A 13,866-nucleotide genomic window follows, 5' to 3' on the forward strand; every position below is an offset into this window, starting at 1 on the left:
AAGGTGGTCGCGTTGCGCCACCCGCTTGATGTGTTGTGAATCAGGCATGCATAAGGTTATGGGCCAGCCAGCACCTGACCGCCCGCCCGTCATCCTGAACGCGCAAAGACTGAGGCGTGGCACAGCCACTTGTTGCCTGCGGACAGCGATCGCGAAAGAAACAGCCGGTTGGCAGGTGGCGGTTACCCGGTAGTTCGGTGTTGACGGGAGCCCCCTCCAGCGGCGCGCCAATGCGTGGCACAGAGTCCATCAGCAATTGCGTATAGGGATGCTGAGGCGAATCGAGAACGTGCTGAGCCGCGCCCAGTTCGACAATCTGGCCCAGATACATGACCGCAACGCGATCGCTCATGTGACGGACGACCGAGACGTTGTGAGAGATCAGGATATACGTCAGATTGTACTGCTGTTGCAGTTCCACCAGCAGGTTCAGAATCTGCGCCTGGACAGAAATATCCAGTGCCGAGGTAGGTTCATCCAGCACAATGATGTCGGGTTGGGAGGACAGTGCCCGGGCGATGGCAATGCGTTGACGCTGACCGCCGGAAAACGCATGCGGTGGACGGTCCAGGTATTCCGGGCGAATCCCCACCTGACGGGCCAGGGATTCAGCCAGGGCGCGTCGCGTTTTTTCTGACGCGCGTGACTGAATCCAGACCGGTTCGGTCATGATACGCCAGACCGGCAGGCGGGGATCCAGTGACGAGAGCGGATCCTGAAAGACCATTTGCATGCGACGTTCCCGGCCTCCGCCAGCGGCGGTGGCCAGGTCAAGCTGACCCGTTGTCGGACTCAGCATGCCCATCAACAGTTTCGCCAGGGTGCTTTTGCCGCAACCGGATTCACCGACAATGCCCAGCGTTTCGCCCTGTCTGACCTGGATATCCAGGCCATTCAGTGCATGAACCCGTTCCGTCACTTTGCCACGCCAGTTCTTCTTCGCAGGAAAGGCAACGTGTACGTTTTGTAGCGTGAGCAGAGCATCAGACATGGCGCGTCTCCTGTTGTGGATACCAGCAGGCCACCTGCTGGGCAGCGTTGCCCGTCGCCTGTAAACGTGGTGCGCGGGTGCAGCGTTCGCCTGCCGCGAAGCAGCGCTCGCGAAACGCACAGCCCGAGGGCAGGCAGGTCAGGTTGGGGACGGTGCCGGAAATGGACGCCAACGGGGCGCGCGGTTCGCTGGCATCGGGCGAGCAGGCAAGCAGGCCAATGGAATAGGGATGGCTCGGTGAATGCAGGACGGTTTCCGTCAGGCCGCTTTCAATGACTGCGCCGGCGTACATGACGTAAATCCGGTCGCACAACTGCGAAACCACCGCCATATCGTGGCTGATAAACAGCACCGCTGTGCCCGTTGCCTCCGCTTTTTGTTTTAACAGGCGCAGTACCTGACGCTGTACGGTGACATCCAGCGCGGTCGTGGGTTCATCGGCAATCAGCAGATCGGGTTCACAGGAAAAGGCCAGGGCGATCATGACGCGCTGACGCATGCCGCCGGAAAGCTCGAAGGGATAGCGCGCCATCACGTTCTTTGCGTCCGCGATTTGCATATCGCCCAACAGCGCAAGCGCCCGTGCGTTGGCCTCACGGGCTGACACGGGACGATGTTGTCGAATGACATCCACCATCTGCTTGCCGATGCGGCGAGTGGGATTCAGGGCGGTCATGGGTTCCTGAAAGATCATGGCAACGCGATTGCCGCGCATTTTACGCATCGCGGCCTCACTGGCGGTCAGGACATTCTGTCCCGCCAGTTCCAGTTTGCCGCTTTTGATCTGATAGCTGTGTTCGGGAATCAGCCGCATCGCCAGCATGGCGGTGACCGATTTCCCCGAACCGGATTCCCCGACTACGCCGACAATTTCACCACGGTTAATGTGCATGGACACATTGTTCAGCACATTCACCTCGCCCTGATAGACCGGGAAACTGAGGCGTAAATCCTCAATCGTCAGGATTCTCTCTTGCATCAGTGACGTCCTCCTGCTTTCGGATCCAGCAGATCCTGAATCCCATCGCCAAACAAATTGAATCCAACGGCGGTGATTAAGATCGCCGCGCCGGGGAAGGTGCAGTACCACCACTGGTCCAGCACGTAGTTGCGCCCGTTCGCCACCATCGCGCCCCATTCAGCGGTCGGTTGCTGCGCGCCTAAGCCAATGAAGCCCAGCGTCGCGGCCATCAGAATGGCGCTGCCGATATCCAGCGAGGCCTGTACCACCAGCGGCGGCAGTGCATTACGCAGGATATGCCAGCTAATCAGATGCCAGCGCGAGGCACCAAAGGTTTTGGCGGCTTCGACAAAGGTATGCTGTCTGACAATCAACGTCTGACCGCGTGCCAGCCGGACGTAAAAAGGAATACGCACAATGGCGATGGCGAGCATGGCGTTAAACAGGCTCGGTCCCAGCGCCGCGGCCAGCGCCATGGTCAGCACCAGCGAAGGGATAGACAGCATGATGTCCATCAGGCGCATAATGAGCGCATCGCTGCGACCACCCAGAACACCGGACAGACAGCCCAGTAATGAACCGCTGATGCCCGCCAGCAACACCACGGCCAGTCCGGCCGCGACAGACTGCTGGCTGCCGACCAACACGCGACTAAACAGATCCCGGCCCACTTCATCGGTGCCAAACCAGTGCACAGCACTGGGCGGCTGAAGACGGTCGGTCAAACTGATGGCATTCGGATCGTGGGGCACCAGCCAGGGCGAGAACACCATCAATCCCAGCATCAGGACAATAATGGCGGCCCCCAGCAGGGTCAGTGGACTTTTACGCACCATCCAGAGCCGACGCTTCCAGACGAGAAGCGTGGGTTTCGCCTGACGTACAGCAGGCTGTTCTTGCGTCATCATCATGCGTTACGCTCCCCGACCCATGCGCGGGTCAATCCACAGATAAAGAAGATCCACAAACAGGTTGACCAGCACGTACGCAAAGGACACGACGATGGCAAAACCCATCACGGCGGGAAAATCGAGTGCCTGAATCGAGGACACCACGTACGCGCCCATACCGGGCCAGGCAAACACGGTTTCGGTCAGGACGGCACCATACAGCAGGTCACCCAGGGCCAGCCCCAGCACGGTCACAGAGGGGATCAGGGCGTTGGGCAGGGCATAGCGCACGACGATAGTAAACTTAGGCAGTCCGCTCGCCAGCGCGGTGCGAATATAGTCTTCGCTCAACTGTTCCAGCATGGCCGAGCGAATCTGACGCGCCACGATGCCCAGATGGACAAAGGCCAGCGTGGTGGCAGGCAAAATCAGATGCTGCAGGGCGTTCATAAAGACCTCAGTATTGCCCTCCAGCAAGGCATCAACCAGGTAGAAACCGGTGATGCGTGTGGGTGGATCAAGCCAGTCATCCAGGCGTCCGCCGCCGGGCAGCAGGTTCAACTTGCCATAAAACAGGACGATGGCACCCAGTCCCAGCCAGAACGCCGGGGTCGAAATACCGGTCAGCGCCAGCAGACGCACCAGATGATCAAGCCAGCGGTTGCGATAAACGGCAGAAAGCACGCCCAGCGGCACGCCGACCAGCAGCGCGATCAACAGCGCACAAAAGGCCAGCTCCAGCGTGGCGGGAAAGAATGCCCGCAAATCGTCTAACACCGGGCGGCCTGTGCGGATCGAGGTGCCCAGATCGCCATGCAAAAGTTGCTGTACATAACGGATAAATTGTTGCCACAGCGGTAAGTCCAGCCCTAACTGCTGGCGGATGTGTTGGACAATTTCATCACTCGCACGATCGCCGGCCAGCAGCCTGGCCGGATCCCCGGGAATAAGATGCGAAATAATAAACGTAATGACGCAGACGCCAGCGACCACCAACAGCAGTCCCCAGCTACGCTGTCTTAACAGACTCCAGTAACTCATCATGTCTTCCTCAGCAGGGCCAGGCAGGCCCTGCGTGAACGGGCGTGAAGGTTGTTATTCTTTATGCATGGTGGCGAGGTTAAAGATTTGCTCCAGCATCGGATTAAACACGTAGCCTTTAACCGACTTATTCATCGCAACCTGATAATTTTTCTGGAATAAATACACGTAAGCCGCATCGTTAATCACGATCTGCTCGGCCTGCTGGTAATCGCGGGTCCGTTCAGCCTGACTGGTCGTGGAAACCGCTTTCTTCAGCAGCGCATCAACCGCCGGGTTGGAATAAAAAGAGCGGTTGCCGGGCAGACCTTTTTTGTCTGATTCAAACCAGTAGTTCATGAACATGTAGGGATCGGCAAAATCCGGGCTCCAGTTGCCAATGGCAATGTCATAGTCCGCTTTACCGATACGCTCGCGCATGGTGGCGTTGGCCAGTTTTTCCAGCTTAACGTTGATGCCCAGCGTCTTCAGATTGGCCTGCATGGAAAGGGCAATCGGCTCCCAGTTTGGATCGTTGTCCGAATAGAGAAAGGACAACGTCTGCGGTTTGCTGGGCAGTTTAGCCAGTTCAGCCCTGGCTTTATCCATGTTAAAGCTGTACTGCATGGCCTGAGGATCATAGCCCCACATGCCTTCCGGAATCGGACCGCGCATCTGTTTACCGTTGCCGCCCAGAATGCCCTGTACCATGCCCTGGTAGTCGGTAGCCCAGGAGATCGCTCTGCGTAAATCAGGCTGATTCAGCGGTGCTTTGCTGTTGTTCAGATAGAGGTAGGTCACACGCAGGGCGGGATAATCCATGACGGCAACGTCGCCTTGCTTCTTCAGCGCGGCGAACTGGTCTACCGGTAACGCATCGGCAATATCGACATCGCCTTTTGCCAGCTGCAAACGACGGGCAGAGCTTTCGCTGATAATTTTCACGGAAACGCGCTTAAAGGCCGGTTTAGGCCCCGTAAAGTGCGGGTTAGGCACCAGCACCAGCTGCTGACCTTTCTGCCAGCGTTGCAGCATATAGGCACCGGATCCTGCGGTATGCTCGGCCAGATAGCCGCGCGCATCATCGGCGGCGTTCGCTTTCAGCACGGCAGGGTTAATAATGGACGCGCCGTCATTCGCGAGCGTATAAAGAAACGGTGCGAACGGGGTGTTCAGCGTGAAACGCACGGTATGCGGATCGACTACCTCGACTTTCATGTCGGCTGGAAAGGCTTCCGACGGGCCTTGTTTGATACGCATCAGACGCTCAAAAGAGAGCTTAACCGCCTCAGCATTCACGGGTGAGCCATCGGCAAAGGCGGCATCCGGACGTAGCGTAAACGTCCAGACCTTGCCATCGTCACTACTCTGCCAGCTTTGAGCCAGATCGCCCTCGATCTCCGTGGTGCCTTTACCGTCTTCTGTTTTGTATTTGATCAGGCGCTGGTAGGCAGGATACGTAACGGTCCAGTCATTGTTATCAATCGTCACCGCCGGATCCAGCGTCTGCGGATCGGCCGCTTTCCCGATCACCAGCATGTCTTTCGGTACCGCAGCCAGCACGGATGTCGTCGTGGCCGCGAGGGTAATAGCAAGTAACAAAGGGCGAAAATAACGGGGTGCTGTGTGCGTCATTGTCATGGTAAAACTCCGTCAGTCTGGGCTGGGGATATGCAGGTGAAAACATCGTTAATCAGCGGATAACGGGCCGCTTCCGGTAACTCGAAATGCCACCATTCGGTCGCAATGCCAGTAAAGCCACCGCCAAACATCACGGCATTAAGCAGTAGCCTGTTGCGCTGAGCAGCCAGCGGCACGTCGGGATGATAGGGGTGCGACAGCGCCTGCATTTCATCAAACCCGGTTCCCATATCCAGAATGTGCCCGTCAGCATCGATTAGCGTGACATCAATCGCGGTGCCACGGCTGTGATTCGAGCCTTGCGATAAAGGCACGACGTAATTCTGATCAGGACAGGCGTGCCACAGCAGCTCCTGCGCTTTTTGTGGGCGATAGGCGTCCAGTACCAGCAGCGTAAAACCCGCCACGCTGGCAATAGCAATACTTTTCTCCAGCGCGACGGCGGCATCGGGATGCAGCAGGCAGCGGGCTACGCTGTAGATGGGCTGGCCCGTGATGTTATCGGCGGTGGCATATTTCAGATCGATAGTCAGCGCCGGAAAGGCCACTGCGATATCGACCAGCTCTGTTTCCTGCATCATTCTGTAATCCCTGTTTTATCAATGTTCAAACTGACCAAATTCCTGCTGCAACAGTCGGTTTTGTGCCAGGCGCTGAGAAAGCGCGGGGCCAAGGCGTTCGACAACTGCAGACAGCAGAAGGTTGAAAAGGCAACTGATGGGGGCCAGCGAATCCCAAAAATTGGCGGTGTCCGTTTTTACCTGGAGTAAATCCACCGGATAATCCCGGGCCCACGGACACCAGATATCGGTAACCAGCGCCATCGACACGCCACGTGCGGTGGCGACCCGACAAAACTGTCTTGCTACGGTGGAATAGGCTCGCGTATCCGTAAGAATGACGTAAGGCTTTGACGACTCGGAGTTCAGCGACTCCAGCCAACTGCCCGAGCTGCCATCGGCATAGGTCACGCGCGGTCGCAGATATTCCAGATGACTGAAGAAGGTGTTCGCGATGCCCCGGGTGGACTGAATCCCCAACACGATGACGGTTTCGGCCTCGGCTATTTGCTGGCTGATATGGCGAAAGGTCTCCGTCTGCGCCAGCTGGTAGACATAGCGGATAGCCTCTAACTCCATTTGTAATGACTGACTGGCCGGATCCGGCAGCATGCGTTGCTGCTCCCATGAATCAAGACGGTCAATCACGCCCCATTGCTTGTACGGCGTATTCGGCACATCGCGCAGCAGGTTTTTCACATCATCAAGATTTTTAAATCCCAGCTTGCGCAAATAACGCCCGACAGTAATTCCGCTGGTGCCGGTCGCTTGGGCAATGCTGTCCGCCGTTTCAAAGGGGATTTGTTCGGAATGGCTGAGCAGCCACGAACTTATCCGTTTTTCGCTGGGCGTTTGCTGGCTAATGGCAGCCTCGATTTTTTTCAGCAGTTCGGTGTGAGCGCTCATGTCGTCCTCAATGTTACCTGGCTGTCATTGCTCGCAATGTTGTTATTGAAGTAACAAGCACAATGCATGCCAGTTTGCCCTGGCCTGTTAAAAAACAGCCACGTCAGGTGATTATGTGCAACGGAATGGTGGAGTTGATAACCTGCCGATAAATTAAGCGCAATCGAGGTGCAACGTAATTGAAACTTGCATCACACTAGTGCAACAAAATAACCCGGTTATGTGATCCAGACTGAAGAAACGATGTTTCTCTTTCCGCGTACGAGCAAGTGGCCGATCCTTTACGTCGGGGCCGGCAACAAGGTGCGTACGATGCACGGCGCTGTCGACCGCCGCGATGAGCTGCCATCAGGCGACAAAAGCGGTTTGTGCCCTGTCGTTTTATGGCGTGCATCGGGCAGACCGGATAGCGTTAAGAAGGGCATCATCGTCAGGGATGAATGAATTCGTTTCGCCATCTTTTATAAAGGGGGAGAGCAGAACGCGAAAAAATCAGCAACATTTACCGCTTCGTTAATCAGGCTTTTAAGAATGTTTACCGGCAATAAAATGGCAGCAAAGCCAATTCGGTCACATACTTGTGTTTTTTAACTCAGTAAGTGACCTGTCATGATCAGCTTTGTTCGTTCCTTGTTCGCCAGCCCGGATAAATTCCTCCAGATAATGAGCCGCCAGGACATAAACGACTCCATTGCCGATGGTGAGCGCATTATTATCGATGAAAACGGTAACGCCGCGGTCAATATCCTCAGTGAGGAAGTAAAGGAGGATTTCAACCGGCACGTCAATAGCTTAAAAGGAGTCTGAGGTGGGTACCGCGATTTTTATGGTATTGATGGTAAGTGGTTACTGGTACACCAGTCGGGATCTTTCCAGCCGTTTCAAAATGCGCCGTACCTCAGGCTGGGATGTCTATTTTCTGGTGGCGTTATACGGTTGTATATTCGTGCTTCAGGGGGTTTTTGCCACCGCATTTATTTGGTTTGTCTTATTTATTATTTCCTCCGTTTCCAACGCGCTTTATATTTTCCCCGGCGATCATCTTCAGCTGCAAATGAAGTTTATGAACTGGAGCTTTTTAGGTATTCAGGCACCGGTAGTCATTATGCTGACCTTCGCCATTCTGTTTTGCCTTTATCGCTCGAACTGGGCGGGCAGCGCACGGCTGAATGTCTCTGGCCGAAAAGACCTCTATCAAAAACTCTCCCGTTCTAACGGCGTCGAGCAGATGCTTTTCCAGTGCATGGAGGAGGGGGAACTGGCATGGATCACGCTAAAATCGCGACGCATCTACATAGGCATGGTGCATGCGGCAACTTTTGAATATGAAAGCACCGCCAATATCGTGCTCATTCCGATGCTGAGCGGTTATCGCGACAGCCATACATTAAAGCTGGCGGTCGAACATAATTACAGTAGCTGGTACGCCGAGCACGGCATCACGCTGGATTCAGAACCCAAAAATGCCATGGCGTTTCGCAAAGTGATCATGCTGGACCAGATCGAGAGCTTCTCATTGTTCGATCCCGCCAGCGCGACAGCCCTGGCAATGGGAGAAGATCATCCGCAGAGTGTGGAAAAGAGCCGGGATGGCAACAAATCTTCGCCGCCTGATCAGCAGATTGAGTAACCCAGGCAGGGCGTATCAGGACACACAGCAGGGTCGGAGCGGCGGTATCCGCACAAAACAGCCTGTATGATGCAGTGCGTGCGCTAACCCGCCTCTACTCTGCTTACTGACTTCATCAACGAGGACAATCCTATGGCTCATCAGGGGAAAATCTTAGTTATCGGCGCGTCACGCGGCATCGGACTCGCCGTGGTTAACGCGTTTGTAGCCCATCACTGGCAGGTGACGGCCACTTACCGCAGTGCTATTCCGCCACAAGGCGAGCACCCTGAGGTTGACTGGCATCAAGTGGATATAACGGATACCGACGCGGTTAAACACGTTGCGGTCCAGCTGAGTGGAGAGCCTTATGACGCCATTTTGATTAATGCAGGCGTTTACGGGCCAGCGCATCAAAAGTTGGCCGAGACGGATGACAGCGAACTGATGCAGCTGTTCCTGACCAATGCCGTCGCGCCGGTACGTTGCGCTGAGATTTTGCTGCCGTTGCTGAATCAGCAAAAGGGCGTGATTGCGTTAACGTCTTCGCAGCTTGCCAGCCTGAATGAGAACCGCAGCGCGGACGCTCCTCTGTATTCGGCCAGTAAAGCGGCGCTCAATATGTTGACCCGTTCCCTTGCCAGAGGGGTAGAAGCGCAGAATGGCACGCTGTTAACGCTGCATCCCGGCTGGGTGAAAACGGATATGGGCGGCGATAAGGCCCCCCTTACGGCTGAAAAAAGCGCGGAAGGGATCTTCACGCAGTTGACGATGTTTCAGGGGCGCGGTGGTCACCACTATGTGGACTACGCGGGAAAAACGCTGCAATGGTAATGGCGTAAAGGAATTCGCCCTCAGGCCTTCACGACAGGCAGGGGCGATCCGATACACTGAAGTTTTGCAACAGACCAGTCCCGGCATTACACTGCCTTTTTTATTTCATTGATTGAAGGTGCTTATGTCTCAGCCCTATCAGCGTCAACCGCTACCGTTGCCCGGTGGACACAAAAAAGTGCTTCTGCACTCCTGCTGTGCGCCCTGTTCAGGGGAAGTCATGGAAGCCATGCTGGCCTCCGGCATTGAATACACGATCTATTTCTATAACCCGAATATTCATCCGCTTAAAGAGTACGAACTGCGTAAAGAGGAGAATATCCGCTTTGCTGAAAAGTTTAATGTGCCTTTTGTCGATGCAGATTACGATCGTGATGACTGGTTTAAACGGGCCAAAGGCATGGAATGGGAGCCTGAGCGTGGTGAGCGATGCACCATGTGCTTCGATATGCGTTTTGAGCGTACGGCGCTCTATGCGCATGAAAATGGTTTTCCTGTTATCACCAGTTGTCTGGGGATTTCCCGATGGAAGAACATGCAGCAGATTAATGACTGCGGTGTCCGTGCGGCGGCAAAATATCCCGATTTGACCTACTGGGAATTTAACTGGCGCAAAGGCGGCGGCTCGGCGCGTATGATCGAAATCAGTAAGCGCGAAAGCTTTTATCAGCAAGAGTATTGCGGATGTATTTACTCATTACGCGATACCAATCGTCATCGTGTTGCCAACGGGCGAGAGCGAATTCAGATTGGCGTGCAATATTATAAGCCGGACGAGTAACGCCTGTATTTAAAAAAAGCGGATTAAATCGTCGCTGCTCCGGGTGTCATTTATTCCGCTGTAAACCGGCTTTTTTGTCTTTTTCGGCGTCCGTATGCAGAGACTACAGGGATGCGCACCGGTGGACATGGCGCTGTCCGTTCCCCCTTTCATTTGTCTTTTGCGGCAAACGCTGGGCGTACAGCCCATCATCTGTTTAAACGAGCGCGTAAAAGATTGTTGGCTTTCAAAATGGTATTTAACGGCCAGGTTGATAATAGGTGTACGGCTGTTTTTGAGATCGTTAATACAGGATATTAATTTCTTCTTGCGAATATAGCGTGCAAGCGTTTCATCGTTATAGCGGGAAAATAACTTCTGCAGATACCATTTTGAATAGCCCGCCTTTTCCGCAATATCATCAATGCTTAATCGCTGATCGAGATTTTCATTAATCCATTCAGTAACAGAAATAATTACGCTCTCATTGTATTTGTTCTCATTCATAACACCCCCTTAAATAATGAGGATGATTTTAAATTAACATATGTTTCTCAAAATAGGCGTTACGTAAAGATTTTCAAGGAAGTGCATGGTTATTTCCAGGGATGTGAAATAACATGATGAGCAATTATATTTATGCGTGATATGTATATTATTTGTTGCAAAGGTGGGAGGGGTGACTTTGTGGTACTATTACATCACGTTACCATGCCGCAAGTAAAATGTCACCCTAAGCAAAGTTAAAGCAGGCCTCTCTGCGACACGTTGTCGCATCGCAGAGAACGACTGCCTACAGCAGATTTTGCTCCGCCAGGTCGAGCGCAAAATAACTGAAGATCAGATCGGCACCCGCACGTTTAATGGCCCCCAGGCTCTCAAGCACCACGTTACGTTCATCAATCGCGCCGGCCTGCGCGGCAAATTTAATCATCGCATATTCACCGCTGACCTGATAAGCCGCCAGGGGAAGCTCAGTGCGTTCACGAATGTCGCGCAGGATGTCCAGATAGGCGCCAGCCGGTTTCACCATCAGCGAATCGGCACCTTCGGCGGCATCAATCAGTGATTCGCGAATGGCCTCGCGGCGATTCATGGGGTTCATCTGATACGTTTTGCGATCGCCTTTCAGCGCGGTTCCGGCGGCTTCACGGAACGGGCCGTAGAAGGATGACGCAAATTTGGTGGAATAAGACATAATCGCCGTTTGCGTAAAGCCCGCAGCATCCAGTGCCTGGCGGATAGCCTGCACCTGACCATCCATCGCGGCCGAGGGCGCGATAAAGTCAGCGCCTGCCGCTGCCGCGACAACGGCCTGCTTACCCAGGTTGATAAGGGTTGCGTCGTTATCCACGCCGTGATCGCACAGCACGCCGCAGTGGCCGTGGCTGGTGTATTCACAGAAGCAGGTATCCGACATCACAATCATTTCAGGCACGGTATCTTTGCAAATGCGCGACATCCGTGCGACCAGGCCGTTTTCATTCCAGGCATCGCTGCCGGTCGCGTCGGTATGATGAGAAATCCCGAAGGTCATCACGGAGCGGATGCCTGCCCTGGCGATACGTTCAATCTCGTGGGCCAGACGTTTTTCCGGGATACGCCTTACGCCTGGCATAGCCTGAATGTCTTTATAGTCATCAACGCCTTCCTCAACAAAAATGGGTAAAGCCAGGTCGTTGATACTGAGGGTGGACTCCTGAAACATTGCACGCATGGATGCGCTGGCGCGCAATCTTCTGGGACGTTGGGTAAGGGAAAAATCAGACATAGTTACTCACGTAGCTAATTCAAATAAGACGGACAGTCTACTCCGATTAAGAGCAGGCGATGAAGGTTTGTGTGCGGTGCGCTGAGAGAATAAAACGTCTCCCGCCACAAGGCGGGAGACGGGGGAGCTTACTCGTTAATGTCCGGGTGCTGCTGCACCAGATTTTTACGTTTCGCTTCGAGACGGGCAATTTCTGCGTCGATATCTTCGATTTTCTGTTCGATGTTATCGTGGTGTTCCTGAAGGATTTCGCGCGCCTCTTCTAAATCTGATGCGGCAGGCGTCGCCCCTTTCAGCGGCTTATTCGCGGTCTCTTTCATGTAAAGACCGGTAATCAGACCGACCACCGCCACGACCATCAAATAGTACGCGGGCATGTAGAGGTTGTTGGTCGCTTCGACCAGCCAGGCCGCGGCCGTTGGCGTCAGACCGGCAATCAATACCGAAATATTGAAGGCGCTGGCTAAGGCGCTATAACGAATATGCGTAGGGAACATTGCAGGCAGAGACGATGCCATCACACCCGTAAAGGCATTCAGGATTACCGCCAGTAGTAGCAGTCCGGCAAAAATCATTCCCAGCACGCCGCTGTTGATCATCATAAAGGCGGGAATAGCAAAAACCATCAACGCAATACTGCCCAGAATCACAAACGGACGGCGGCCAAAACGGTCGCTCAGCATGCCCATTACCGGCTGCACAAACAGCATCCCCATCATGATGGCGATGATGATCAGCACGCCATGATCTTCTGAGTAATGCAGGTTGTGTGACAGATAACTTGGCATGTAGGTGAGCAGCATGTAGTAGGTCACGTTGGTCGCAATGACCAGGCCGATACAGGCTAACAGGCTGCGCCAGTGTTTGGTGGCGATCTCTTTGAAAGAGACTTTCGGACCATCACGCAGGCCTTCGCGATCCCCCTGTTCCAGCTTATCAACGTGCTGCTGGAATGCTGGCGTTTCTTCCAGCGCATGACGCAGATATAAACCAATAATGCCCAACGGCAAGGCCAGGAAGAAAGGAAGACGCCAGCCCCACTCAAGGAAGTTCTCTTCGCCAATAATGGTCGAGATCAGGACGACAACGCCCGCACCCAGCACAAAACCGGCAATAGAACCGAAGTCGAGCCAGCTTCCCATAAAGCCACGTTTGCGGTCCGGTGAATACTCCGCCACGAAAATCGATGCGCCGGTATATTCCCCGCCGACGGAAAAGCCCTGCGCCATTTTGGCCAACAGCAGCAAAATCGGTGCCCAGATGCCGATGGAGGCGTAAGAGGGAATCAGACCAATACAGAACGTACTGACCGACATAATGACAATGGTAATGGACAGTATTTTCTGACGGCCATATTTATCACCCAGCATGCCGAAGAACAGGCCACCCAGAGGACGAATCAGAAAAGGAACAGAGAACGTTGCCAGAGCGGCAATCATTTGAATGCCCGGTGAGGCATCCGGAAAAAAGACTTTACCTAAGGCATAAGCCACAAAGCCATAAACACCAAAATCAAACCACTCCATGGCGTTACCCAACGACGCGGCGGTAATGGCTTTTCGTAAACGGGCATCATCAATGATGGTCACATCATCGATCCCAATCGGTTTTACACGCTTCCTACGCAATTTCATAGAATTACCCTGTAATGGAACATGAAAGTCCTCAACGGCGCGAACCGACCACAGCGTTCAGACCGCTGCGTTGAGGAAATTTAAGCATAGCCGTAAAACAGCATTATCTGTCGACGTATAAATACAACGAAAACTGCCGTGATTCATTTCATCGACCGCAGAGTATAACGTTTTTGTGTGATATTTGTCATGTTTGGCCTGAAAGTGACCAACTCTGCCTTGTGTTTACACCAGTCTTACTGGCTAAAAAAAGAAGCAGGCGAACGCGATTGCCTGGTAACGATACGTG

At 53.9% G+C, this 13,866-nt stretch carries 14 protein-coding genes; 4 read left to right on the top strand and 10 right to left on the bottom strand.

The features are described 5' to 3' along the window. Positions 1 to 40 precede the first annotated feature (40 nt). Genes C7434_RS19900 through C7434_RS19930 form a run of 7 tightly spaced genes read right to left on the bottom strand, consistent with a single transcriptional unit; the run spans position 41 to position 6,969 of the window. The gene (locus tag C7434_RS19900; RefSeq protein WP_133745841.1) at positions 41 to 991 is read right to left on the bottom strand and encodes an oligopeptide/dipeptide ABC transporter ATP-binding protein; all 951 of its coding nucleotides are present in this window, start codon (positions 989 to 991) and stop codon (positions 41 to 43) included. Next, positions 984 to 1,970 carry an ABC transporter ATP-binding protein gene (locus C7434_RS19905; RefSeq protein ID WP_058701451.1) on the bottom strand — a complete coding sequence of 329 codons (987 nt, stop codon included), beginning with the start codon at positions 1,968 to 1,970 and terminating at the stop codon, positions 984 to 986. Before C7434_RS19905 ends, C7434_RS19900 begins: the two co-directional genes overlap by 8 nt. Next, positions 1,970 to 2,863 (bottom strand): D,D-dipeptide ABC transporter permease, encoded by an 894-nt coding sequence (gene ddpC, locus C7434_RS19910; protein ID WP_133745842.1) that lies wholly within the window; start codon positions 2,861 to 2,863, stop codon positions 1,970 to 1,972. Before ddpC ends, C7434_RS19905 begins: the two co-directional genes overlap by 1 nt. A 3-nt stretch (positions 2,864 to 2,866) precedes the next feature. Continuing rightward, a complete protein-coding gene (locus C7434_RS19915) occupies positions 2,867 to 3,883 on the bottom strand; it encodes an ABC transporter permease (RefSeq protein ID WP_054632925.1) in 1,017 nt (338 codons plus the stop codon). Between the two features lie 54 nt (positions 3,884 to 3,937). Continuing rightward, positions 3,938 to 5,497 carry an ABC transporter substrate-binding protein gene (locus C7434_RS19920; RefSeq protein ID WP_205950870.1) on the bottom strand — a complete coding sequence of 520 codons (1,560 nt, stop codon included), beginning with the start codon at positions 5,495 to 5,497 and terminating at the stop codon, positions 3,938 to 3,940. Between the two features lie 2 nt (positions 5,498 to 5,499). Beyond that, a complete protein-coding gene (gene ddpX / locus C7434_RS19925) occupies positions 5,500 to 6,084 on the bottom strand; it encodes a D-alanyl-D-alanine dipeptidase (protein ID WP_039342773.1) in 585 nt (194 codons plus the stop codon). 18 nt (positions 6,085 to 6,102) lie between these two features. Next, the gene (locus C7434_RS19930) at positions 6,103 to 6,969 is read right to left on the bottom strand and encodes a MurR/RpiR family transcriptional regulator (RefSeq protein WP_133745844.1); all 867 of its coding nucleotides are present in this window, start codon (positions 6,967 to 6,969) and stop codon (positions 6,103 to 6,105) included. A gap of 609 nt (positions 6,970 to 7,578) precedes the next feature. Between C7434_RS19930 and C7434_RS19935 the strand changes: the two genes are divergently transcribed. From C7434_RS19935 to C7434_RS19950, 4 genes are all read left to right on the top strand, one after another. Further along, positions 7,579 to 7,776 (top strand): hypothetical protein, encoded by a 198-nt coding sequence (locus C7434_RS19935; protein ID WP_033738245.1) that lies wholly within the window; start codon positions 7,579 to 7,581, stop codon positions 7,774 to 7,776. Position 7,777: 1 nt separating this feature from the next. Further along, complete coding sequence (locus C7434_RS19940) at positions 7,778 to 8,599, top strand: hypothetical protein (protein ID WP_006121083.1); 822 nt, start codon at positions 7,778 to 7,780, stop codon at positions 8,597 to 8,599. Positions 8,600 to 8,731: 132 nt separating this feature from the next. Beyond that, the gene (locus C7434_RS19945; protein ID WP_033738243.1) at positions 8,732 to 9,412 is read left to right on the top strand and encodes an SDR family oxidoreductase; all 681 of its coding nucleotides are present in this window, start codon (positions 8,732 to 8,734) and stop codon (positions 9,410 to 9,412) included. Between the two features lie 124 nt (positions 9,413 to 9,536). Beyond that, positions 9,537 to 10,193 carry an epoxyqueuosine reductase QueH gene (locus C7434_RS19950; protein ID WP_006121081.1) on the top strand — a complete coding sequence of 219 codons (657 nt, stop codon included), beginning with the start codon at positions 9,537 to 9,539 and terminating at the stop codon, positions 10,191 to 10,193. Positions 10,194 to 10,202: 9 nt separating this feature from the next. On the opposite strand, the gene C7434_RS19955 is transcribed toward C7434_RS19950, so the two are convergent. From C7434_RS19955 to proP, 3 genes are all read right to left on the bottom strand, one after another. Then, positions 10,203 to 10,679, bottom strand: coding sequence for a helix-turn-helix domain-containing protein (locus tag C7434_RS19955; protein ID WP_133745845.1), 477 nt, complete (start codon positions 10,677 to 10,679; stop codon positions 10,203 to 10,205). Between the two features lie 286 nt (positions 10,680 to 10,965). Continuing rightward, positions 10,966 to 11,943 carry a porphobilinogen synthase gene (gene hemB / locus C7434_RS19960; RefSeq protein WP_006121079.1) on the bottom strand — a complete coding sequence of 326 codons (978 nt, stop codon included), beginning with the start codon at positions 11,941 to 11,943 and terminating at the stop codon, positions 10,966 to 10,968. A gap of 128 nt (positions 11,944 to 12,071) precedes the next feature. Next, a complete protein-coding gene (gene proP, locus C7434_RS19965) occupies positions 12,072 to 13,577 on the bottom strand; it encodes a glycine betaine/L-proline transporter ProP (RefSeq protein WP_006121078.1) in 1,506 nt (501 codons plus the stop codon). Between the last annotated feature and the right edge of the window lie 289 nt (positions 13,578 to 13,866).

The organism is Pantoea sp. PNA 14-12 (assembly GCF_004364735.1).
Classification (GTDB): Bacteria; Pseudomonadota; Gammaproteobacteria; order Enterobacterales; family Enterobacteriaceae; genus Pantoea; species Pantoea stewartii.